Source organism: Paenibacillus sp. FSL R5-0749, from assembly GCF_038595085.1.
Classification (GTDB): domain Bacteria; phylum Bacillota; class Bacilli; order Paenibacillales; family Paenibacillaceae; genus Paenibacillus.
This window is the reverse complement of sequence record NZ_CP152005.1, coordinates 3,654,335-3,676,781: the sequence shown is the minus strand read 5'-3', so window position 1 is coordinate 3,676,781 and position 22,447 is coordinate 3,654,335. Positions and strand designations below refer to the sequence as shown.

Genomic DNA, 22,447 nt, shown 5'->3' with positions numbered 1-22,447 from the left:
AAAGACTTAAATTTAAGCATTCATATATGATTAGGGACATCTTCCAGTCGTTTGACGAACGACAAGTTCAGGTTCAATCAGAATTTTGCTGAAGCCCGTAATCTCGCGGCTATTCCGAATGACTTCTAGAAGCTGGTTGCCTGCTCGGATTCCCATCTCTCTCTCAAATTGCTTTACATGTGTAAAAATACTGAATTCCTCCACGATGGAAGTGGGGTCATCAAAGCTTACAATCGATACATCTTCGGGAATGCGAAGACCGGCTTGCTTGGCCATTTGATAGATCTGAACCCCCAGCCTGCCATTCAGCGATATATAAGCAGTCACCATTTTGTTGCTGATATATCGGTACAACGGATGGGCTTCGGCGTCTTTCAGAACAGACAGCGGTTTGAAATCTGTAATCATATGTGCAGGGTTAATCAATGCTTCTTTATCCTTCAGTGCTTCAATATAACCATCAATCCGCTCCTGGACAGTGACGGTTTGCAATGGAGAATCCGAGCAGATCGCTATATCACGATGTCCAAGCTCCCATAGATGTTCAACGGCCAGCCTCACGCCCAACCTTCCATCAGCCGCAATGTAATGGGTTTCGACGCCAGGCAAATATCGGTCAATCAGTAAAAAAGGGAAGCCGGATAACTTCATGCCGAGAATCTCCTCGTTATAGTTACCTTCATCCACAGGAAAGATTAACAGCCCCTCAGTTCCAAGTGCCTTTAACTCCCTGATCGCATCCTTTTCTTTCTCGATGTTGCCATGCGTCAGCATGATCATGCTGCGATAACCTTCCTGATTGAGTGACTGCTCGATCCCTTCGATGAGTCGAATCGCAAAGTAGTCATGAATCGTAGGCATGATCACTCCAATCATTCTTGTACTCGATCTGCCTCCCTTTACTGCCGGAGATTCAGAAAATGCGGTGTCTGCTGCATCTGTGCCTTCCGCGACAAAGCTTCCTTTCCCCGGGACGCGTGCAATCAATTTCTCGTTAGCCAAGCCTGTCAGGGCATTCACAACTGTAATTTTGCTAACGTTAAATCGATCCATGAGTTCCTTCTCTGTCGGTATTCGATCACCCGGCTTCATATTTTCGGAAGCAATGAATTTGCGGATGTAGTCTTGAATTTGTTGGTACAACGGTATTCTATCATTCGTACTCATGATAATCACATCACCAATTCATTCATTATATTTTTATATATAAAATATATTTTTACACATATAAGTACAATAAACAACCGCATAATGCCTGTCAATCCTTCATTCCTTGACTCATCTTCTCTATTGGGGAGACAAACCATTTTTCTGGGCGCAGGATCATCAGGTGTTGATTCCCTGCTCTCGTGTGGCCATAAACTAATCGTGCTTGGTGATCCCTTAGGGCACAAAAGCCTTATTGGTTCAGCGATTCAGGCATTCCAACATTAGAGTTGCAGTCCGCCCAGAATCAAAACTTCTGAATCGAATTTTGCTATGCGGCGTGGTGAAAAGTGGAGACGCCTACGATTTTTTTTCGACGCGGCTATCCATTAAGACTTCCCGATCGCAGACTTAGGATTGAAACTCTTTTCCCCATACTCTTATAGAATCGATGATACTCGACAATTTATTTCCTTGTTCAGTGAGGGAGTATTCTACTTTGGGTGGCACAGTGTCATCTACTATCCTCTTCACAATTCCATCCGCCTCAAGTTCCCTGAGCTGTAAAGTCAACATCCGTTGTGTAATCCCTGGTATTAATCGTTTAAGTTCATTAAATCTGACCGATTTTTCGGATAAAATGTCGATAATGATTCCCTTCCATTTTCCTCCTATCATATGTAAAACCATTTCAACAGGACAAGCCTTTATAACCTCTTCACTGCAATCGCCATAATTTTTTAATCCATATCCCATATTGCCACTCCATTCATTAAGTTACAAAAATGTGCGTACTTATAAGTCTCAATCATTTCCACTATATTAACTATATCAAAAATGAAAGGAGATATATCATGGGTACAATGAGAGAATCTTAATGGCAGTCACAACTATAAGAATTAAATATATTTTCGTAGGTACAGGTTTTAGAAAACAGATTAGGGAGGCAATCTTATGAATAAATCCAAGATCGTATTAATTACAGGTGGCAATAAGGGTATTGGTTTTGAGACAGCAAGACAATTGGGAAACATGGGGTATGAGATTTTAATAGGAGCAAGAAGCGAAGAAAAAGGACAAGAGGCCGTAACGCACTTGGAAACGGAGAACATTAAAGCTAAAACGGTGGTTCTTGATGTCACAAAACCCAGCTCCATTCTCTCCGCAGTAGAATGGATTGAACAAGAATATGGATACCTTGATATCTTGATTAATAATGCAGGCGTGTTTTTTGAAGGCACCACATCTCCAAGTGAACTGGAACTGTCCGTTCTCAAGAATACTTATGAGACAAACGTTTTCGGCGTATTTTCTGTCACGAAAGCATTACTTCCCTTGCTCCAAAAATCTTCTGCCGGAAGAATCGTAAATCTTTCCAGCGGATTAGGTTCCTTAACTTTGAATTCAGATCCAACGTCGGAATTTTATAATGTGAATTCGCTCGCCTATAATAGTTCCAAAACGGCTGTAAATGCTTTAACTGTTTTCTTTGCTAAAGAATTAAGAGATACTCCTATTAAAATCAACTCGGTTTGCCCTGGATTTACAGCTACCGATTTAAATGGTAATAGTGGCTATCGCACAGTCGAACAAGCAGCTTCCAGTGTAGTTAAGCTCGCCACAATCAATAATGATGGTCCAACCGGTAGATTTTTTGATGAAAATGGAGTTGTGCCTTGGTAAACCATTTTACCCGAGCAATTTCTGAGTATTCCGTAAGTTACATGCAGTTTCCCAGTCCCATTCACCAGAGTAGCGGGAGTAGACTCTCTGTGTAGTCAACGGCTATAAGGGTCAAATTCATGTGCCTGACCAAGGACATGAACTTGACCCTTTAAATTGAAAAAAACGCGCCTAGAGCGGGTTTGTATCGGAATGATCTTAGTGGTCAAACCCTCAATCCCTCCACCCGCATAGCAGGTGGTTTTTGTTTCGCGCGTTTCACGCACTCAACTAGCTAAAGCCATAATAAAAGCCTGGGCGGCATACACTCAGACCTTTCACTTGGTTCTGCTTTACCATCCGATAGCCGCACCATCGCAGCGGGGGTCTGTGCCCCCGAGCAGGAAACCATTGTCATCGATCATAATGGCATGCGCATGTCCCATGACTCTAGCAAACTCTTCAACTGTGTTTACCTTGTGTCCGGCTAGCTTTAAACGCTGCTGCACTTCTGCCACGATTCGGCCCTCCACTTTCAATTCTTGTGTTGCCTCTCCCCACGTTCTTCCCCACACCCAGCGGGGTTCACGCACAGCGGTCTGGGGAGTCATACCATAGTCCACTATGCGAGTCAGCAGCGCGGTCTGAGTCTGGGGCTGACCTTCTCCTCCCTGGGTACCGTACAAAATATATGGCTTCCCATCACGGCAAGCCATCGCCGGCATCAGCGTATGAAAGGTTCTTTTGTCCGGTTCCAGCCTGTTCACATGCGACGGATCAAGGGAGAAGAATGAGCCTCGGTTCTGCAGCAATATACCGGTGTCTCCCCCAACCACAGCCGAGCCGAATTCAAAATAGAGACTTTGGATAAATGACACAGCATTCCCCTCGCTGTCTACTACCGCCGCATATGCCGTATCATGACCTACCGGCTGGGTATCCATGGGCAGAGCTCGCTCCATATCGATGCAGGCCGCCAGCTTCGCAGCATAGGATTTGGATAGCAGTCGGTCCAACGGAATGGAGGAAAATTGTGGGTCTGTCAAATAACGATCACGGTCACGGAAGCTCAGCTTCAGCGCCTCCACGAGCAAGTGATAGTACTCATAGGAACCGTGCTCTATATTCTCCAAATCAAACTGTTCTATAATTTGAAGCGCCATTATACCGGTAAAGCCCTGTGAATTCGGTGGGACTTGATAAAGATCAAGCCCTCGGTAACTCCCTTTGATCGGCTCCACCCATTCACCTCTGTGTCTCGCAAAGTCCTCCAGTGTCAGTAGACCTCCCTGCTCCTTAAGTGAGCGAACAATCTCCTGACCAACACTGCCTGAATAAAATACATCTCGACCTTGATCCGCAACCTGGAGCAGGCTTCTTCCCAAAGCAGACTGCACAAAGCGGCTGCCTTGCTCCGGAACCTTGCCTCCAGGCAGATAGATGGCGGCAGTCTGTGGATAAGCTGCCAGCACATCGAAACGCTCAGCCGTATTGACATGCTGGTCCGGCGATAGCGGGAAACCTTCCAGCGCATAACGGATCGCGGGCTCAAGCACCTCCGCCAGCGTCTTCGTACCATATTCCTGTAATATGGCATCCCAACCGTCCACCATACCCGGCACGGTAATGACGCTTCGGGGTCCCCGCTGCGGGATGGCTGATTCGCCGGCAAAGCAGGCCGCGGTAATCCGACTGCCCGAACGTCCACTCGCGTTATATGCCCTGACCTTTCTCTCTTCGGTGCTATAGGTCAGCCAGAAGGAATCACCTCCCAGTCCCGTCATATGCGGGTATACCACGGCAAGACAGGCGCTCACCGCCACGGCGGCATCAAAGGCGTTACCTCCCTGCTGCAAAATACGCGATCCTGCCGCGCTGGCCAAAGTATGAGGACTGACGACCATCGTCTGTGTGCCTGTGACTTGTTGAACCATCTTGCCACCTTCTTTCTCTGCTATGTTCAACTGAGGGTAATTTCTGTTTGTTGCTAATCATGTTACCAGTTCAGACGCGAATGTCTGAGCGGTATGCAAAGCAGACTGCCATCTGCCGAAGGCATACACCCAGCGACTCATTTTTGTACCTGATAACAGCTGCGTCACATCCGAAGCATCCGTGACAACAAAGTTGCACTCATGCCCTTCTTCTATTCCATACTCGTCGCAGCCCGTGATTTCAGCAGGTATATCCGTGATCATCCGCAGCAGCTGTACGAAATCCCGTTCACTGCCCATATGGGCAGCATATGATGTGATTTGGGCGATCTGTATCAGATCCCCGCGACCGAACGGATGGAACGGGTCTTGAATATTGTCGGAGGCCGTAGCAAGCGGAATGCCTTCTGCAAGTAGCTCGCGAATGCGTGTTGTGCCCCGTCTTACCAGGCCGCGATCTTCCCGTCCTTGAAGATACAGGTTCACCGCAGGCAGCGTTACCGCGTTCAGACCGGCTTCCTTCATCTTCGCCATCACATGCTGTGCATCTTTTTCCGTCATTGCGGACAATGAGCACAGATGATCTGCCGTCACTCTGCCCTGATAACCGTAGCGAATCGTATGCTCAGCGATGCTCAGCACGGTTTTTTTTCCGGGATGATCACTTTCATCAGCATGCAGATCAATGGGTACACCGAAACGTTCTGCTAACCGAAAAATCCTGCTAATCTCTCTTTCAGAGTCGTCTGCCAGATGAGGGGCTCCGCCAAGTACATCAATTCCCATCCGCAGTGCTTCCTCGATGGCCTCATCCGCAGCTTCATGATTGCCGCGGAACGGAACCATGAGCGCATATTGAATAGCCATACTACCCTTCAACTTCTCCCGTACTTCCAAGGCTGCCTCAATTGTCCGAAAGGCCACCTCTCTCCCCAAATGAACAGGGAAGTCGAGGTGGCTCCTTATGGTCGTGGTCCCGTAGCTTAGTGCCATTCTGGCAGTCGTCAGCATGCGTTCCGCTAACTGCTCCTTGCTGAATGTCTGTACAGCCTGGCTGTAATTAAGAATAGCTTCATGAAGTGTACCGGATCGGTTCGACACCTGCTCAAGCGAGAAGGCCTTATCCAGATGCATATGACAGTCAACCAGGCCAGGAAGCATCATGCCGCCCTGCAGATCGATGCAATCCGCGTCTGCGAGCCGTTTCAGATCCGATCCAGCCTGCTGCGGGACCATCAGACGGGAAGCGCCGCTTTCCCATGCATCAAGGAAATCATCTTGCCGACGGATGCTAACCCATTTTCCAACCTCCGCCTTTAGTTCATAAAGACCAAGGTCTTCCCGGTGCGGAAGGCATACATTAATGAAACGTAGCCCTGCACTCATTGTGCGGTAGCCAGCGCTTGAAGCACGGCCAGATCCTCCTCGTCAAGCTCGGTGGACGGACCCGCTTTGATCATATCCGAGAACATTTCGTCCGGTACCATGGTCGTCAGACAATACAGACGTGTGCTACCCGTGTTAATAATATCGTGATGGTTGCCCGGTGGAATGATAATGAACGAGCCTTGGCGGATCGGAGTCTCATACTCGCTGCCAACTTTGGCTAGCCCCTCCCCTTTTAACACATAAAAATATTCATAAGCTTCCCGGTGTTCATTGGATGGAGTTCTGCCTCCAACCTCGAAGATCTCCACAAATGAAGTGAAAGGAACCTGCTCCCTGTCGCACAGCAGGATGAACTTATTCGTATCCTGTGCGGAAATTTTGTGGACGGGACAATTCTCAAAGTTACCAGCAACCAGACCTGGAATGTTCACCATATACATTCAACCTCACTTTGATTGATTTTAATTTATGCTTCGCTTTTTATCTTTTTACCGGTAGCCTCAAACAGGATATGTCCTGTTCTGTACTGCGAACAGCTGTGGTAGCAATTTTCAACCCACCTGTTCCCGTGCTGTTCATCTCGTCTCTAACACCGTTTGGATGCCGGGCGAATAACGGGAAGGCGCTGCCTGTCAACTCAAGCCGGACATACGAGCCAGCCGGAAGGGTGGCCGCCAAGGGACGCAGCCGGATCTGCGCTGTTCTCCATTCATTGGAAGCATCTGCTCCTTCACTGCAGATTTCCGTGCGACCCACACTCAGTAGCCGGGCCGTTCCTTTCTCGGATACGGTGGTGAGGATGGCTACCAGATCCGTCGGTCCCCCTAATGTTTGGTACTGCACGGATAACTCCGGGGACCCAAAAATCGGGATATCCTCTGCAAGCGGCCCTCCCGTATATACCAGAATTTCTTGCCGTTCCTGAATGGCAGCTCGGTCCGACGGCAGGTAAGAGTCCAGGCGCATCGGCAGGCGTGAGTCGTACACGAATACATCCGGCACAGCTTCCTCTACATCTTCCTTATGCTTTTCGAGTCTCCCCCCTCCTGCCGCACCATTCGCCGGGGTCTGTGACCCGGACAGATAAAACCATTTGGACGAAGAGGCCCCATCCTTAAATTGCGAAGGTAGCTGTTCCGCCGTATGCCATTCATGACTCAATTGGTCAAAATATCGGATCGGCAGTTCACCAGACAGTTCTATGTCTTCCTTGCCCTTCAGCCAATAATCAAACCAGCTCAGCTGCTCCAGATGATGACCACCATCCGCCTGCTCGCCATGATCGATTCCGCCCGCTCTGCGCCCCCATGGAATATGGGCCCACGGGCCGACAATGAGCCGATGAAAGCAATCCGGTGTGGCCGTAGCTTGCAGAGCTTCGAACGACTGTAACGTGCCCATGAGGAAACCGTCATACCATCCCCCAATATGAAGCGCCGGCACGGGTTCCTTTACGATATCGTTGATCCAGTTCATCTGCTCCCAGTACTCATCGTACGCTTGATGATCGATCCAATCATAAAATGCGGGAAAGTATTGCTCCAGAATTGGATGTCTTTCATTCAATGGCATTTTCCAAAGCATCTCCTCTGGGCTGCGCATGAGTCGTGAGCATTGCTCTGCCGTTTCGAAGTCACCCGCTCTTTGTGCCGTGTCACGAGCCAGTTGGAAAGCCCACGGCAGATGGTTGCCAAGTGCGAAGGAGCCATGTGGATAAAACAAGCCATGATACATGTCTGCCGGACACATGCTCGGTGCAATCGCCTTGAGCGCAGGGGGGTGAAGGGAAACTGCTGCCCATTGTGTTAGGCCTTGATAAGAGAAACCGTACATGCCTACGTTCCCGGTCGAGCCGGACAGACTGGCTGCCCATTCGATGGTATCAAATCCGTCCTCTGCTTCTTGAACAAACGGATTAAATTCGCCTTCCGACTCGCCCCGCCCCCTGACATCCTGGATTACCACAATATATCCCTTACTTGCATACCAGACGGGGTGGGCATGCGTAACGGTAGAAGCAATCGACCGTCCGTAGGGCTGGCGCATCAGCAGCACAGGATATTCCCCCGTCTCGTCCGGCAGGTATATATCTGAATACAACGTTATGCCGTCGCGCATCGTGCAAGGAACCTTTCGGCGGATGACTACATTTCCAAATTTCATGCAACTCGCTCCTTTGCTGTAGATACGGATTGACTATTAAAATCCGCATGGCACGTTAACTGCTGCAGGTTGCGCCATTCTTCCGTCACCCGTTGATCAGATACCGCTAACTGTCGAACGCTTTAATTTCTCCTGATTCAGAATTCCCTTCGGGTCATTGCCGTGTTTGATTTCCCACAAACAATCATGGGCGTACGATCGCCCGCCTTCCTTCAAATCCCATGTATGCGGATTGTTGACGATAACGCGGTTTTTCTCGTAACATTCCATCAGCTGATTCAGGTTTTCCTCCGTTGTGAAGGGAACCAGCGGCAAGCCGGAGATCAGCAAATTTCCGTTTTGCCGGGCAAACTCGATATGATTCATCACTTCCGGATATTCCTTTTTCATTGATGAGATTTGCTCAAGGGCACTAGAGGGGTCAAAATTGAGCTGCAGGTAAGTCAAGCCAGGATCTGCCTTGCGCGCCCACAAAGTTGTATGATTCCATGTGAAATCGGAGACACCTACACCTTTGTGATACTGTTCGGCAGAGACCTTCATAGCCAAGTGCCCTCCATACTCCGATAGGATACGTTCAAGCTGGGATTCGTTGGCTGTATCCACTTCCAGTAATGCGACAGCATGGTCAGCGGGGAGATCAAGCGGAAGAAAATAGGATGGTACCGGCCATTCATGGATGGAAATTAGCCTTTTCACCAAGGAATTGTCCTCAGCTACCGACTGCCCGAAGCGAAAAGCCTGTTCAAAACGGTCAAAGGTTACGGCCCATTGCATCCATTCCACTCGGGGAGCCAGATTGATTTCCACTTCGGACAAAATACCGATTGTACCGTAAGTATGCAGGTAAGGCAGCACTTCGTCCCCCTGGAGCTCAATGGTACGGGGATGAACCTCAACAGTCTTGATTTTTAGAGAACGTACCAGCCCATCCCAGATCGTTCCCCAGCTGATCGAACCGATGCCGCCAAAACCGCCGCATAAAAAACCGCCGATCGTCGCGGATTGAAAGGTGGAAGGCATCGTACGCAGCTCGTAACCTGCCTTGCGGGCAGTAGATTCCATTTTGCCGAGTCTGGCCCCGGCCTGGATCCGCATCGTGCCTTGTCCCATTTCGAGCACCTTGTTGTATTTGGCCAGATTCAGGACGATTCCGCCTGTGACCGGAACACATTGGCCATAGTTGCCGGTGCCGTTCCCCCTGATGGTTAGCGGAACTCCCAGCTCTGCTGCTATGGAGAGCAGATCGTCAAGTTCTTCCTCGGTGCGCGGACTGGCGATGCACTCGGCGACCTTACCCTGCAGCTGACTGGCCAGCACAGGAGAGAAGTGATGATAATCCATCGAATATTTGGCAAGCGCCGCCTCCTCCCAATGCAGCAATTCCGGATCCATGCGTTCTTTCAATACGGCTATCCAATGTTCATTCATTCGGTTCCCCTCCCGTATTTGTAAAACTGATCTCCATAGGAATCTCTTAGGATTTCGGCAAGAATTCATCCGTAAACACCTTGCTGACATCAGGCTCCTCTTTCAATGCCCCAATCTCCTTAAGCTGCTTTCCGAGCTCCGTCCAGCGTTCCTCTGTCATGTAGCCAACACCATGTGTCGCCGCATCACCTTCATATACAAACGGGATAAGCGCTTCTGCGGCATAGTTCAGCTTTTCTTTCGTAAAATCAGGGTTTTCCTTTAAAATGACGTCATTCACGGTATCATAATTGGTTTTGTAATAATCCCAGCCCTTCATCGAAGCCTCGACATAACCACGCACAATATCAGGATGATCCTGGATATACTGCTCCGTGGTGAACAGCACATTGGAATACGGGTTATAACCGGCATCCGCCAGTAGCAGGAAATCAATGTCTACATTCTGCTGCTTCATCTCGTACGGCTCACTGGTTACATATCCCTGAATGGCAACCGTTTCATCGGCTACAAAAGGAGCCAAAGAACCGGTATAAGCCAATTCCTTCACGTTACCCAATTGGTATTTACTCTTCACAAAATCCCAAAACACCGAGCCTGTCCCCACGTATACGGAGCGGTTGTTCAAATCGGCCAGGGAGGACATGTTCTGATTGGCATGAACCATAAGTCCCTGCGGGCTTTTCTGGAATATCGTCGCAATCGCTACAAGAGGGATCCCTTCTTCACGAGCGACCAGCAATTGATCCGCTGTTGCCAGTCCGAACTGCGCCTTGCCTGAAGCCACAATCTGTGTTGGAGACACCTGCGGCCCACCTGCCTGGATGGTCATATCGAGACCAGCCTCATTGTAATATCCTTGTTCCTTTGCCGCATACAGACCCCCGTGCTCTGCTTGTGCAAACCAGTTCGTCACCTGTGTAATTGCCGTGAGTTCCTCGCTTCCCCCTGCAGCAGAGGCATTCTCAGCCGTTGGCTGATTCCCGCAAGCCGCGAGCAATGTGGATAAGGAAAATATTGCTGCGAGTAAAACGACAGTTCCCTTTTGTCTGTACTTGTTCATCTCATTACCACTCCCCAAGGAAAATTACTGATGATTTATACGACTTCCCCTACCGGATTTCGAAGCGTCATAAAGCCACTGATTCTACACTCGGCCACATCTCCTTGCTGAATCCGGACGGACCCGGGTGTGCCTGTCATGATCACATCACCCGGATAGAGAGTCATCATCTGTGAAAAATACGAGACAATGAACCATGGATGATACATCATGTGAGACACCGTATTGCTATGAATAATCTCATCATTCAACACAGTTTCAACGACGAGGCTCTGCAGATCACTTATTTCATCTGGTGTTATGAGTTGTGGTCCAAGACTGAAGAATGTATCGAATACCTTGGATCGCTGCAGGAATCTGGGGTTCCGTGCGTGAATGTCCTGGTTAGTCATATCCAGCGTTGCGGCAAAACCTGCAATGACCTCCTGCGCACGTTCTTCCGGCACATTTTTGCAGGTTCGGCCGATGATAATGCCAAGTTCTGCTTCTGATGTCACATTCACATCCTGAGCCGTCAGCTGGATATACTCTTCCGGCCCGATCAGACTTGAGTCCGGCTTCATGAAGCAGACTGGCTCACGCTCTGGAGGAGTAGACGCGAGATCGATCGCTTTTTGCACATAATTCATGCCAATTCCCCATATTTTACGAGGGTGGCGGAAGAGAGGAGCAGCTATGGCTCCTTCTGAAGGTATGAAAGGTATTGATGAAACTGCTCTATCCCAGTGCTTCTGATACCACTGGATTAGCTCCTCTAGCTGGCCTTGCTGCAAAATCTCCATAACGGAGGTGCCCCATGTGCTTCCTTCCGCCCTGTTGATCTCCTCCAGAAGAAAGAATCGTTCCCCATGTTCAATCGCGGCCTGTTCACCACTCCCGTGTTTCAGACTGACGAGCTTCACAGGGTGCTTCCTGCTGGCTGTTGAACCGGTTCGGTCCCGCGGACATCAGTGATTTCAAAATCACACAGTTCCTCCAGCGCTTCTGACAAAATCGTTGAGATTCTATCCTGAATAATGCTGCCTTTCTCAGGCGTGGCCGTCGTAGCATCACCAGCAATGCCGGTAGCGGAGATATCAGCCATCTTCCAGGCGAAACGAATTTTCCCTTCTAATGTAAGAAAGCGGTAAGAGGACATATCAGGAAGCTCTTTGACGAGGAACTCCTTGCTCACCCAGTCCGGTTTGATGGACATCACGAGAGAGGTCTCATAATCACCACCATGAATACCGTATTCCAGCTCCTCGGAAGACAGGAGATCTTCTGCCACATTCAGACTGCCGGGACTGAGATAGAAAACCATCATCCCCGTTCTGATCCGTATTTCTCGTGATACCGTATTTAGCAAATCCGCGTTGCCGCCATGGGTGTTAAACAACAGTAACTTGCGAAAACCACTAGCCTTCAGACTTTCTGCAATGTCCAGCATGATGGCATGCAGTGTGCTTGCAGATAAGGAAATCGTGCCCGGAAGTCCGATATGTTCATTGCTTTTGCCATACGAGACCGGAGGCAGCAGCCAGATCTCCTTATCCGCCCGCACCCGCTCCAGCGTTTGTGATAATGTCGCTTCCCCAATCAAAGTGTCCGTATATACAGGCAGATGGGGGCCATGCTGCTCCACAGCTCCGACTGGGAGAATAATCAGCGCCTTATCCTTCGGCAGTTCTTGAACCTGTTTGCTTGTAAGACGGGGCAAAAATCGTTCCTCCCACGCTGTTCCTTCATATCGTTGAAACATAACAGACACCCTTTCTCCTGAGGCTTTATTGTTTTTACGCGTAGCTTCATGTCCATATATCGAATGATGCTCTTATCCTTTTACTTCTGAATTTATTGCTGAAAGAAAGGATGTGGCCCATTCCAGCAGACGTTGATCTTGTCCCGGACCGGCAATGATCGAAATACCGACAGGGCAGCCCAGTACCTCCGCAGCGGGAATCGTAAGCTGCGGCAGACCCGACAAGCCGGAAATGCAGGTTAAACGCATCGTTTTCACTCTTCGTTCTTCAATTAAAGGCCCGCCCAAGCCCAGCTTCGGGGCCGCTCCAGTCGTCGTCGGAATCACAAGCACCGTATCCGTTCTGAGCAGGTCAGCCATGTGCTTGCACACCTCAACCCGGCGTTTGGCTGCCTTCTCCTGATCGGCACGTTCAACGGTGCTTGCCCAGGAGAATCGCCCGGCCGTATCTGGTCCGAAGGTCGGCTGCTCACGTTCAATCCAGGCCCCGTGCTCCTGCCATATTTCATAACCCTGGATCGTCCTGAACATGGTCATCCATTCAGGTAGACCCTGCGGGGCGATGCGAACAGTTTCATGGCTCGCAGCCATGCCGCACAGCAACTTCAGGTAAGGGGTAAGCGCCTCTCTGCTCTCCGTGTCAGCAAGCTCCCACGCATCCTCACCGATGAGCACCCGGCTGAAGCCTGTACCCGAGTCTGTCTGCGGCAAAAGCACTTCTCCTACCCGGCACAGCGTTTCGAGATCACGTGCCATCCAGCCGACGGTGTCGAAGCTGGGAGCGAGTGGGATAACGCCTTTCGCGGAGACAAGGCCATGCGATGGACGCATTCCATAAATTCCACAGTACGAAGATGGAACACGGACCGATCCTCCCGTGTCCGTTCCAAGGGAGAAGTCAGCAAGCCCAGCGGCGACGGCAACCGCCGATCCGCTCGATGAACCGCCAGGGATGCGATCGGGAGCCCTTGGATTCACTGGTGTTCCATAATGAACATTTTCACCATTCAAGCTGAACATCAGCTCATCCGTATGCGTCATGCCCGTTAGCCTTGCTCCTTGCTGCAATAACAGGTTGAGCGTTTCCGCGTGTTCCGCCTCGGGTCCATGCGTCTGGAGCCAACACGGATTACCCGCGCCATTTGTATTGCCACGGACGGCATATACATCCTTGACCATATAGCTGAGTCCGTTCAGCCTACCCTGACATGTCGGTTCAACGATCACCTGGTTGACAATGGCGTTCCATTGGTCCTTCATTTCTTCATCCCATCCTTCCGCTCAGCCTTCTAACGATGCCAGCTCTTCCGAGGTATTCCTCTCTATAGGAGTCGCTCCCTCGCTCAGCTCTTGTACCAACCAGGTAGAATCCGTAACGAAGCCATAACATTGCTTGATATTGTACAATGTCGCTTCTATGCAGAAATCCGGGGAGCTTGTTGCCGAGCAATCCTCCAGAAGTATGCCATCATATCCGAGACAAGCCGCGTCCTGCAGTGTATGCATGACACACTGATCGAGATTTACTCCGGCAAACAATACCGTTTGAATATTGAGATTGCGTAGAATACTGTCCAGTGGTGTATCCCAGAACCCGCTCATGCGATATTTATCCACATAGATATCATCGGGGGACGAATCCAGACCATCGACAATGGCCGTCCCCCAACTGCCTTTCTCCAGCACCTTGGAGCCGTTCCCCGGCAGCGGGTCCCCGATGCCGTTGCCTCGCCCATCTGAATTGTAGACATGAAGCACGGATGGCGGCACGTTCATTCGGTCTTCCCGATTGCCCCAGTTCACCCATATCACAGGCACTCCCGCTTTGCGCAGCTCGGGCATCAGTCGGTTCAGCCGGCTGACCGGGTTAAGGAGTGGAGAGGTATCGACCCCAATGGAATCCAGCCATCCACCCGGTGTACAGAAATCATTCTGCATATCGATGACAATAACTGCCGTATGGTCGAGATCAAATATGACTTCCTGCGGCTGTGCAGGGAGGGTTACTGACTTGCCGTACTTTTGCGTTCGCCTCAGATCCACCAGCGTTTCGGACACTTGCCAATAGCTCTTTCGATTTCCAAGTTTGAACATATTAAGTCCCCTCATTTTTTCTGAAATTTCTGATTTGAAGCTTCACATACTTTTGGTTCAGGTCTATGGCTTCATCAGATACTCCGTTGTAAACGCCTGGGTAACATCTAGTGATTTCGTTAATCCTCCGCCCTTGATCATCTGATCCTGCAAGGTGCTCCAGCGTTCCTTTGTCATGTAACCAACACCATTTGCTTCGGAATCTTTGTTAAGAATAAAGGGTTTTTCCTGCACTGCCTCATAATTCATTGCTTCTACCGTCATATCGGGATTGTAGGTTTGGATAAACGGGTTTACCTTTTCATAGTTGTCCAGATAATAGCTCCAACCTTTCTGACTTGCCTGCACCACAGCTTCAACAACATCAGGGTGCTCTTTAAGGTAATCTTCCGTCGTAAAAAGAACGTCTGCATAGTTCGCATAACCGGAATCGGCGATTTTCAGATAGTCCACCTCAACCCCCTGCTGAGAAAGTGCGTAAGGCTCATTCGTGATGTAACCCTGATTGAGCGAACTGGGATCATTGATAAAATTGACCAGCTGCCCGTTATACTTCATTTCTTTTACATCTGTCAGATTGTATTGGCTCTTGATATATTCCCAGTAAGGCACCGCTGTACCGATGTATACGGTTTTGCCGTTCAGGTCTGTGAAATCCTGAATGTTCTCCCCCTTGTGGTACATCAGAACCTGCGGTGTGCTTTGAAAACCGGCAAGGATACCGACAACAGGGATTCCCTGTTCCCGCGCCTTCAAAATTTCATCCGCATAAGAGATACCGAATTCAGCTTTGCCTGCAGCGACAAGCTGCATGGTTGACACCTCGGGGCCTCCAGGCTGAATCGTCATGTCGATCCCCTTGTCCTTATAATAGTTCTGCTGCAATGCCGCAAAATAGCCTCCATCTTCCCCTTTGGCGTACCAGCCCTCAATCAGTTTCACCTGCTTCAAATCTGTTCCGGCTTCTCCTCCCGCCGATGCCGAGGATTCTAGAACGGAGGAATTGGAGCATGCGCTTAGAAGCAGTAGGATCAAAGAAGTAGCCGACAGCAGCCATTTCTTGTAACGTAAGTTCATATGATGTTTGGACATGTTGGATCTTCTCCCCCGGTTCTGGTATCATTTCATTGCTGATTCATGCCAGGACTTCAAAAGTTTGTTCGACACCATGTTGATGATCAGGAAAAATGCGATGCCTAGGGCGGATGCCGCTAAACCGCAGGCGAACAGATAAGGCGTTTGCAGGCGGGTTGCCGCAACGGTAATCCCGTAACCGAGTCCGCCTTGTCCGCCACCAATGCCTGCAATGTATTCACCCACGATCGCTCCGACAACCGAACTGGAGCATGAAATTTTCAGTCCTGCCATAATGTACGGAAGTGCCGCCGGAAATCTCAGCCTCCAAATGGTTTGCAGCTTGCTTGCATTATACAAATAGAATAAATTTTTCATGTTCTGATCCGTTGAATTCAATCCGATCAGCGTATTCGATAAAATCGGGAAAAAGCTGATTAAGAATGAAATGATCACAATGGCATTTATTCCCGCTCCGAACCAGATCACTATGATTGGCGCTACCGCAACGACCGGAATAGTCTGTAGGATAATAGCGTAGGGATATACGCTTTTTTCCACTGTTTTGGACAGAGCCAGTAGTATGGCCAATGAAATACCGAGCACTACACTGATCGTAAAACCAATCAACGCCTCCACAATGGTTGTGCTTACCGACGTAATCAGATTCGCGCTGTTCTCAGCAGCGGCTGCGGCAATATCGGATGGCTTGGGCAAGATATATGGGGGCATTCCGAGTATCCGCACGATTAATTCCCATCCACCGATAAACAGGACAAACACGACGATTTGCGGCAGAATTTTTTTCAGCAGTCCAATGAATGGGCTCTCTTCTGCCGGATGATGGCTGCGGGCATTCTCCTTCCCAGAAGCTCGGATACCTGGTGTCGTTTCAACGGCTGGATTAGCTACCATCTCTTCCATGTTGCTTCCCTCTCCTCTCATTTCTGGCTATCAATGATTCAGTACATTGGACACGCTGCGTACATATTCACCGAATTCAGGTTGCGTCCGGAATTCATCATCCCTCGGATAGGCAAACGGAATATCAATGAAATCCGAAATTTTACCGGGACGAGGCGTCATCACCACGACTTTTGTTGATAGAAACACACTTTCGAACACGTTATGCGTAATGAACAGAACCGACATCTTCTTATCCTGTTCCCAAATATTTAGCAGTTCATTCTGCAGCGTCTGCCGGGTAATTTCATCAAGGGCGCCAAACGGTTCGTCCATTAACAGCAACTTGGGACGAGATATCAACGCTCGTGCAATAGATACTCTCATCTTCATTCCGCCTGACAACTCGCGGGGCAGCACCTTCATATAATCCTTCAGGCCTACCAGCTCTAGAACACGCTCCCCTTCGGTAATTCGCTCCTTTTTGGATACGCCACGCAAAGTAAGAGGCATGGTGACATTATCAATCAGCTTGGCCCACGGGAGCAGGGTATGCTCCTGAAATACAAAGGCAATTTCATTCTGTTTACGTGCTTCCTTTGGAGAAGTACCCAGCACGGTCAGATGACCGGAGGTCGGTTCCGTCAAACCGGCAATCATATTGAAAATGGTAGATTTCCCGCAACCGGAAGGACCGACAAAACATAGAAATTCTCCTTCCCCCACATGCAGATTCGCATGCTGCACAGCTACAGTGCCATTGGGGTAGATTTTGCCGACATCATCGATTACAAGCATGGAAAGACTGTCCTTTTGGGCCGCTGCCTGTTGATTTTGGGTGAGCTGCATCTGAATCCCCTCTTCTCTTTGAAGTTGTGTCCTATCATATAGCCAAAAAATATACGTGTAAATAATCCTGACACAATTTTGGTTTTTTATCTAACGGTATACGCTTTACGTTGGTTCAAAAACAGAACAATTGATGTTTTTGGTTAACTTATATCACATATATATAACAAAAGGGATTGCGAAAATTCGACAAGCCCCTATATAATTGCTTAAAAAGTCACGTGATGTCCGGTACCTGATTCAGATATGTATCGTTTAGGAGGATGGATTGACATGCAATTAACGATAGAAGATGCGTTGGCGGTGTACCCGTTATCGGAAGGCAAGTTGGCAGCCGGTAAAAAAGGAATTTCTCGAACGATTAGCTCCATCAATTTGATGGATGCACCGGATGTGATCAACTGGATGAAGGAAGGGGAACTCTTGTTGACTACAGCGTATGCGATTAGGGATTCACCCGAGGAGTTTGTTAATTTGCTGCAAAAGCTGAATGAACGTGGGGCCTCCGGACTTGGCATCAAGCTTGGTCGATACTGGGCGGAAATACCAGAGATAGCCCTGCTTGAAGCTGATCGGCTGGGCTTGCCCCTAATTGAGCTGCCTTTCCAATTCACCTTCTCCGAGCAGATCACCGCTCTCTACCAATCCGAGTTTCAACGTGATACCCGCCGGCTGAATGAATTGCTTGAAACGCAGAAGAAGCTGGTTGATTTTGCGATGCAGGCGGATGAGTACACCAATTATTTTCAAAGTATCACAAGCATTTTAGGGGTTCCTTTAGCCATTGTTACCTCTGAAGGACAGACCTTGTATAATATGACCCGCTGTTCCGATATGGAGTTGTTAAGCGATTGGCCTTGGAATCAGGACAATCGGTTTTATAAGTCGGCGAGCAACTTATTGTATCGGGTGCCCCTGCTGAAAAACGGAAAGTCATACGGCTACTTGCTGATACAAACTGAAAACCTGCTCGAAGCACATGAAATGGAGGGCATTTTTCACCAAGCTGCCGTTATTCTTTCCTATCATCTGGAGGTCATCCAGAATCAGGAGGCAACTGCAGCAGGTAGTCGTCTTGGCACGGCCATGGAACGTTACTTAAAAGGGAACGCCTCTTTAAAAACGGTGCTCGAATTTGCCGAAGCATTGGGAAGCGCATTTTGGAGCACGCCCTACGTATGCATGGTATCTTCCTCAAGAGCGGATGCTTGGGACCATGAAAGTCAGAGGCGCAAACTGAGGGAGATTCAGAATAGGCTTCAGGATCATCCCAAAACGTCCTCCTTCGAATCCCATCATTTTTATGTGATGAATCGCATATATTCACTCTTCCCCCTTCTAGAAGAAGAGGCCAAGGATCGAAGGAAGTATGAGGATTCGGTACGTTTGTATGCGGATTTGATGCATTCATGGGACCACGGAACAAGGACATGTTTTATCAGTAAAGTAAGAACGGGAATGGAGGAGTTCATCGACGGCTTCCGGGAGTGCGGGGATGCTGAGAGAATCAGTACGGAGCTTGGTTTAAGCGAACCGATTGTCATGTTTGCTGACCTGGAATTTATTTATCTCTTCAAGCATATTCCGCAGGAGGTCATGATCAGGTATTGCTCTTATTTATTCCGTCCTTTACTGGACAAAGAAGAGGAATACACCAGCGAGATGATGCACACACTTGAAGCCTATTTCGCCAACAACGGTCAAGTGAATGAAACTGCACGTGAGTTATATATCCATCGCAACACCGTACTGTACAGACTGGAGAAAATTTCGGGGCTGCTGAATCTGGATTTGAAGAATACCGATCATCTGCTGCTCTTAAAGCTGGGACTTATGTTTAGGCATTTAATGTCTTCCGAGAGACAAATTTTTTAAAAAAACTTTTGGATATCAATCAGCAATGACTGGAGGTCGCGCAGACTTCGCCAAAGTAAATCATTTCGAGGTAAATTCCTTCTTCTATTTTTATTTTCTTCATAATGCACACTTCCATTTAGCAAATGATATCGTTTAGCTTTAAAAAGGGGGAGGCTACTCTAATCTAATCCGTAATATGTAAATTAGATATATATATAATCATGAATTGGAACAGATTCTTGTCCAATACGGTAATCGGTAAAATCAAAAAAGCCGCTAAAATAGCGACTTCAATGGGAGCGTGTTCTTGTCCCACGACACCAGACCGTCCTTCGGATAGCCGATTGCGCGAATGTTATTCCTTCTCTCGAGCCCCCATCATTTTGCCGAAGGGGTTAAATGTGCCTCCCGGCCAGCAGGTGCCAAGTCCCAGTGAGGAGGTATGACGCACCACCTGCTCCATGACAATTCTCATCCGTTCGATCGAAAGCTCCCTCAATTCCAACGCCGGTACCAGGAATCGGTTCGTCCCGCGGATGACGCCATAGGAGAACTTTTTCTTGTTATAAACAAAAGTGCACTTTCAGTTTACAGGAGGCAAGCCGGGATCGATCCCTGTCATGTCGACGGATATATCCCACAGTCGCTTGGCAAGCTTCGGATCTCGCGCCTGCTCGGAGCAGGAGCATTCACGGGAAGGTCCCCGCAACTCGCCTAATCCTGACGGCCCGTAATAGCCGCCTGGCTTTATCTTCCCTGAGGCTGCGTGCAACGCGCCCCAGGCACCCATGGCAGGTTTGGCAAAGAATAGGCCGATCAACGGCATCATTACTTTGCCAGCCATGTTATCGCGTCCAAGGTCCGTTCCCACAAGGCCCGGGTGACAGGCCACGACTGTTACTGGTGATCCCGCAGCCCGCAGCCGCCGGTCCAACTCGAAGACGAATAGCATATTCGCGAGCTTACTGGCGCCATAGCGGGGGAGCCATTTGTAGCTCTTTTCTGCATTAAGATCGTCCCATTCGATTTTCGCGTCTTTGTGTTGACCGCTACTTGTGACGACGATGCGCGACCCAGGCGTTTCCATGAGCTTGGGCAGCAACAGTGTGGTGAGCGCGAAGCAACCGAGGTGATTGACACCGAACGTCAGCTCGAAGCCTTGCACTGTATGCCTCAGCTTCGAACCCTGTACGCCGGCATTGTTGATCAATACATCGACGCGCGGCTCCTTGGAAGCCAATTCGGCTGCACTCCGCACACTCTCCAGGTCCGCCAGGTCGAGCGGCAGGAAAGCTAGGTCAGCTCCGGGGGTCTTCATCCGAATCCGATCCATGGCTTCTTTCGCCTTCGTTTCGTTGCGGCAGGCCAGCAGCACCCGTGCACCTCGCGCTGCCAGTACTTGCGATACTTCGAAGCCAATTCCAGTATTGGCCCCGGTGACGATGAAGCATTTGCCCGACTGGTCAGGTACATTGGCATCCGTAAATCCTGTATGACCGATTTCTCCGCTTTTGCCCGTTTGGCGTGTCAAATAAATCACTCCTCTAATTTTTCGGCGAGTTCAGCGTCTTTGTTAGTTAGGAACATTCTTACTTGTATTCTTTGATGAGAACTAATGCTAGGAAGTGATTGTCATGGCATATATTCCACTGAACCAAATTGTCGATGCGCTTGAAGAGCTCCAGCATGATCACAAACAACTCTTGCTCCCAGACGCCCAACGGTTAGTCCCGTCGCCTATATACGCTGAAACACCTTTATCACGTGCGATGTGAATTAGCTTCTTAATAAAATTGTGTTCACCACCGCCATGACCCGTTGCTGAAAGACGAAGCACCGACACACGTACCTCTTGAGACGCCAGCGAAAGTACTGCTTCTTCCAGAGTTAGTGGAACTTATAGTTAAGAGTGTTCAAGAATACTTCCTGTGCCTGGCATCTGTTTCATTATTTGAATCTCCATCCCCCATGAAGTTGTTATATAGAAAAATCCAAGAGGGCTCAGCTCTCTAACTTTAACATCAGACTGTTCTGCAAAATACTTCAAAACCTCTTCTAAATTGGTAACTGTAATAGCTAGATGAGCTACACCGATATCACTGGGTTTTAGGTGAACATTCTGTTGATCTGGCGTCGACCATTGAACCAATTCAATCTTTCTACCCCCGTATTGTAAAAATGCTGCCCCTTCTACAACGGAATTCTCGTGAACCCCGAAGCACCTCTTTAAATTATCGTCTTCAAATTGCATTCCTTTTGGCCGGAACAAGACTTCAAAACCCAAAATGTTAGTGAAGAATTCAACTGCTACTTCAATATTGGGTACTACAAATCCCGAATGTTCTATTGTGCCTTGGAAAATTGCGTTTTTCATATCGTTAAGCCCCTTTATGCTAGCAGATTGAGTTAAATAGCGTTTACCGATATAACAAAAGGGGCAGCCGATGTCTGCCCAAATCTCTAACTTTTAATTCGTTCCGCCCCTTTCGTGTGCTTGCTTTTTTAGAATCTTGCCGCCAGTTCAGCCGTTTTTTTCAATCCGGATTCGATAATCTCCGCAGCTTGGTCCCGATATTTAGCATGTCCTTCAATAACGACGCTCTCTGGATTTTTAATACCAAACAATAATCCGATTATATTCTTGACGTAGTTTAAACCCATGTCCAACGGGGCCACTTCTTCCGATGAGAAGTCACTGCCGCGCGCATTGAGAAGAGCAAATTTTTTGTCCCCAATCAGCCCTTCGGGTTGCCCTTCTGCCGTGTATCTGAACGTTTTCCCTGCTTGCAACAAATATGAAAGATAAGTGATGAGAGGGGCCGGAACTGTTAAGTTCCATAAAGGGAATGCAAAAACGACTTTGTCCACGGACAGGAATTCGTCCAAGTAACGGTTCGCGATTTCCGCAGCCAGCCGTTCTTCGGCAGTGGCTTCCAATCCCTGAGCATTCTTATAAAGTCCCGAGATGGTCTCATTGCCGTAATACGGCAGCTCCGCACTGTAAAGGTCGAGTTCTATGATGGTGTCCTGCGGATTGCGCTCCTTGTATGTTTTCAGAAAAGTATCGTACATTTGAACGCTCACAGCTTGTTCTGCTGGTCTGTTGTTAGCTTTGATGAATAATACACTTGTCATAAGGAT

20 protein-coding genes are annotated in these 22,447 nt (G+C 48.8%); 2 read left to right on the top strand and 18 right to left on the bottom strand.

The features are described 5' to 3' along the window. Positions 1 to 30: 30 nt before the first annotated feature. Together MKY85_RS16195 and MKY85_RS16190 are read right to left on the bottom strand one after the other, a co-directional pair. The gene (locus MKY85_RS16195; RefSeq protein ID WP_342570084.1) at positions 31 to 1,167 is read right to left on the bottom strand and encodes a GntR family transcriptional regulator; all 1,137 of its coding nucleotides are present in this window, start codon (positions 1,165 to 1,167) and stop codon (positions 31 to 33) included. Between the two features lie 390 nt (positions 1,168 to 1,557). Beyond that, positions 1,558 to 1,902, bottom strand: a complete 345-nt coding sequence (locus MKY85_RS16190; protein WP_307534208.1) for a helix-turn-helix domain-containing protein — start codon at positions 1,900 to 1,902, stop codon at positions 1,558 to 1,560. A gap of 198 nt (positions 1,903 to 2,100) precedes the next feature. Between MKY85_RS16190 and MKY85_RS16185 the strand changes: the two genes are divergently transcribed. Beyond that, positions 2,101 to 2,829: an SDR family oxidoreductase gene (locus MKY85_RS16185; protein ID WP_339255545.1), complete on the top strand. Its 729-nt coding sequence runs from the start codon at positions 2,101 to 2,103 to the stop codon at positions 2,827 to 2,829. Between the two features lie 332 nt (positions 2,830 to 3,161). Here MKY85_RS16185 and ggt read toward each other — a convergent pair whose 3' ends face one another. From ggt to MKY85_RS16120, 13 genes are all read right to left on the bottom strand, one after another. Continuing rightward, positions 3,162 to 4,742 (bottom strand): gamma-glutamyltransferase, encoded by a 1,581-nt coding sequence (ggt, locus tag MKY85_RS16180; RefSeq protein WP_342570082.1) that lies wholly within the window; start codon positions 4,740 to 4,742, stop codon positions 3,162 to 3,164. Between the two features lie 57 nt (positions 4,743 to 4,799). Beyond that, on the bottom strand, positions 4,800 to 6,128 hold the full coding sequence (locus MKY85_RS16175; protein ID WP_342570081.1) for an amidohydrolase family protein: 1,329 nt from the start codon (positions 6,126 to 6,128) through the stop codon (positions 4,800 to 4,802). Beyond that, positions 6,125 to 6,565 (bottom strand): cupin domain-containing protein, encoded by a 441-nt coding sequence (locus tag MKY85_RS16170; protein WP_342570080.1) that lies wholly within the window; start codon positions 6,563 to 6,565, stop codon positions 6,125 to 6,127. Before MKY85_RS16170 ends, MKY85_RS16175 begins: the two co-directional genes overlap by 4 nt. Positions 6,566 to 6,611: 46 nt before the next feature. Continuing rightward, entirely contained in the window at positions 6,612 to 8,294 is a 1,683-nt protein-coding gene (locus MKY85_RS16165; RefSeq protein WP_342570079.1) for a CocE/NonD family hydrolase, read from the bottom strand. A 96-nt stretch (positions 8,295 to 8,390) separates the two neighbouring features. Further along, positions 8,391 to 9,725 carry an FAD-binding oxidoreductase gene (locus tag MKY85_RS16160; RefSeq protein WP_342570078.1) on the bottom strand — a complete coding sequence of 445 codons (1,335 nt, stop codon included), beginning with the start codon at positions 9,723 to 9,725 and terminating at the stop codon, positions 8,391 to 8,393. Positions 9,726 to 9,771: 46 nt separating this feature from the next. Beyond that, entirely contained in the window at positions 9,772 to 10,788 is a 1,017-nt protein-coding gene (locus MKY85_RS16155; protein WP_342570077.1) for an ABC transporter substrate-binding protein, read from the bottom strand. A gap of 35 nt (positions 10,789 to 10,823) precedes the next feature. After that, complete coding sequence (locus MKY85_RS16150; protein ID WP_342570076.1) at positions 10,824 to 11,690, bottom strand: fumarylacetoacetate hydrolase family protein; 867 nt, start codon at positions 11,688 to 11,690, stop codon at positions 10,824 to 10,826. Next, positions 11,687 to 12,529 carry a creatininase family protein gene (locus MKY85_RS16145; RefSeq protein WP_342570075.1) on the bottom strand — a complete coding sequence of 281 codons (843 nt, stop codon included), beginning with the start codon at positions 12,527 to 12,529 and terminating at the stop codon, positions 11,687 to 11,689. Before MKY85_RS16145 ends, MKY85_RS16150 begins: the two co-directional genes overlap by 4 nt. 72 nt (positions 12,530 to 12,601) lie before the next feature. Continuing rightward, on the bottom strand, positions 12,602 to 13,789 hold the full coding sequence (locus MKY85_RS16140) for an amidase (protein WP_342570073.1): 1,188 nt from the start codon (positions 13,787 to 13,789) through the stop codon (positions 12,602 to 12,604). 21 nt (positions 13,790 to 13,810) lie between these two features. Next, complete coding sequence (locus tag MKY85_RS16135; protein ID WP_339233983.1) at positions 13,811 to 14,623, bottom strand: cysteine hydrolase family protein; 813 nt, start codon at positions 14,621 to 14,623, stop codon at positions 13,811 to 13,813. 63 nt (positions 14,624 to 14,686) lie between these two features. Beyond that, entirely contained in the window at positions 14,687 to 15,715 is a 1,029-nt protein-coding gene (locus tag MKY85_RS16130; protein ID WP_342570072.1) for an ABC transporter substrate-binding protein, read from the bottom strand. 27 nt (positions 15,716 to 15,742) lie between these two features. Further along, on the bottom strand, positions 15,743 to 16,621 hold the full coding sequence (locus MKY85_RS16125; RefSeq protein ID WP_342570070.1) for an ABC transporter permease: 879 nt from the start codon (positions 16,619 to 16,621) through the stop codon (positions 15,743 to 15,745). A 30-nt stretch (positions 16,622 to 16,651) separates the two neighbouring features. Continuing rightward, positions 16,652 to 17,449 (bottom strand): ABC transporter ATP-binding protein, encoded by a 798-nt coding sequence (locus MKY85_RS16120; protein ID WP_342570068.1) that lies wholly within the window; start codon positions 17,447 to 17,449, stop codon positions 16,652 to 16,654. A 273-nt stretch (positions 17,450 to 17,722) separates the two neighbouring features. On the opposite strand from MKY85_RS16120, the gene MKY85_RS16115 reads away from it, so the two are divergent. Beyond that, positions 17,723 to 19,324: a PucR family transcriptional regulator gene (locus MKY85_RS16115; protein WP_342570067.1), complete on the top strand. Its 1,602-nt coding sequence runs from the start codon at positions 17,723 to 17,725 to the stop codon at positions 19,322 to 19,324. Positions 19,325 to 19,889: 565 nt separating this feature from the next. Here MKY85_RS16115 and MKY85_RS16110 read toward each other — a convergent pair. The 3 genes from MKY85_RS16110 to MKY85_RS16100 all read right to left on the bottom strand — a co-directional run bounded on the left by MKY85_RS16110 (position 19,890) and on the right by MKY85_RS16100 (position 22,441). Then, a complete protein-coding gene (locus MKY85_RS16110; protein ID WP_339255519.1) occupies positions 19,890 to 20,837 on the bottom strand; it encodes an oxidoreductase in 948 nt (315 codons plus the stop codon). 372 nt (positions 20,838 to 21,209) lie between these two features. Further along, positions 21,210 to 21,680 carry a VOC family protein gene (locus MKY85_RS16105; protein ID WP_342570066.1) on the bottom strand — a complete coding sequence of 157 codons (471 nt, stop codon included), beginning with the start codon at positions 21,678 to 21,680 and terminating at the stop codon, positions 21,210 to 21,212. Between the two features lie 128 nt (positions 21,681 to 21,808). Continuing rightward, on the bottom strand, positions 21,809 to 22,441 hold the full coding sequence (locus MKY85_RS16100; RefSeq protein WP_339233964.1) for an FMN-dependent NADH-azoreductase: 633 nt from the start codon (positions 22,439 to 22,441) through the stop codon (positions 21,809 to 21,811). Positions 22,442 to 22,447: the final 6 nt, after the last annotated feature.

What these genes read in the sequence shown, in the direction of transcription:
- ggt (WP_342570082.1), bottom strand. Translation starts at nt 4,742, where the DNA reads ATGGTTCAACAAGTCACAGGCACACAGACGATGGTCGTCAGTCCTCAT.
- MKY85_RS16145 (WP_342570075.1), bottom strand. Translation starts at nt 12,529, where the DNA reads ATGTTTCAACGATATGAAGGAACAGCGTGGGAGGAACGATTTTTGCCC.
- MKY85_RS16105 (WP_342570066.1), bottom strand. Translation starts at nt 21,680, where the DNA reads ATGAAAAACGCAATTTTCCAAGGCACAATAGAACATTCGGGATTTGTA.
- MKY85_RS16185 (WP_339255545.1), top strand. Translation starts at nt 2,101, where the DNA reads ATGAATAAATCCAAGATCGTATTAATTACAGGTGGCAATAAGGGTATT.
- MKY85_RS16135 (WP_339233983.1), bottom strand. Translation starts at nt 14,623, where the DNA reads ATGTTCAAACTTGGAAATCGAAAGAGCTATTGGCAAGTGTCCGAAACG.
- MKY85_RS16175 (WP_342570081.1), bottom strand. Translation starts at nt 6,128, where the DNA reads ATGAGTGCAGGGCTACGTTTCATTAATGTATGCCTTCCGCACCGGGAA.
- MKY85_RS16190 (WP_307534208.1), bottom strand. Translation starts at nt 1,902, where the DNA reads ATGGGATATGGATTAAAAAATTATGGCGATTGCAGTGAAGAGGTTATA.
- MKY85_RS16115 (WP_342570067.1), top strand. Translation starts at nt 17,723, where the DNA reads ATGCAATTAACGATAGAAGATGCGTTGGCGGTGTACCCGTTATCGGAA.
- MKY85_RS16125 (WP_342570070.1), bottom strand. Translation starts at nt 16,621, where the DNA reads ATGGAAGAGATGGTAGCTAATCCAGCCGTTGAAACGACACCAGGTATC.
- MKY85_RS16100 (WP_339233964.1), bottom strand. Translation starts at nt 22,441, where the DNA reads ATGACAAGTGTATTATTCATCAAAGCTAACAACAGACCAGCAGAACAA.
- MKY85_RS16140 (WP_342570073.1), bottom strand. Translation starts at nt 13,789, where the DNA reads ATGAAGGACCAATGGAACGCCATTGTCAACCAGGTGATCGTTGAACCG.
- MKY85_RS16120 (WP_342570068.1), bottom strand. Translation starts at nt 17,449, where the DNA reads ATGCAGCTCACCCAAAATCAACAGGCAGCGGCCCAAAAGGACAGTCTT.
- MKY85_RS16195 (WP_342570084.1), bottom strand. Translation starts at nt 1,167, where the DNA reads ATGAGTACGAATGATAGAATACCGTTGTACCAACAAATTCAAGACTAC.
- MKY85_RS16165 (WP_342570079.1), bottom strand. Translation starts at nt 8,294, where the DNA reads ATGAAATTTGGAAATGTAGTCATCCGCCGAAAGGTTCCTTGCACGATG.
- MKY85_RS16160 (WP_342570078.1), bottom strand. Translation starts at nt 9,725, where the DNA reads ATGAATGAACATTGGATAGCCGTATTGAAAGAACGCATGGATCCGGAA.
- MKY85_RS16130 (WP_342570072.1), bottom strand. Translation starts at nt 15,715, where the DNA reads ATGTCCAAACATCATATGAACTTACGTTACAAGAAATGGCTGCTGTCG.
- MKY85_RS16155 (WP_342570077.1), bottom strand. Translation starts at nt 10,788, where the DNA reads ATGAACAAGTACAGACAAAAGGGAACTGTCGTTTTACTCGCAGCAATA.
- MKY85_RS16170 (WP_342570080.1), bottom strand. Translation starts at nt 6,565, where the DNA reads ATGGTGAACATTCCAGGTCTGGTTGCTGGTAACTTTGAGAATTGTCCC.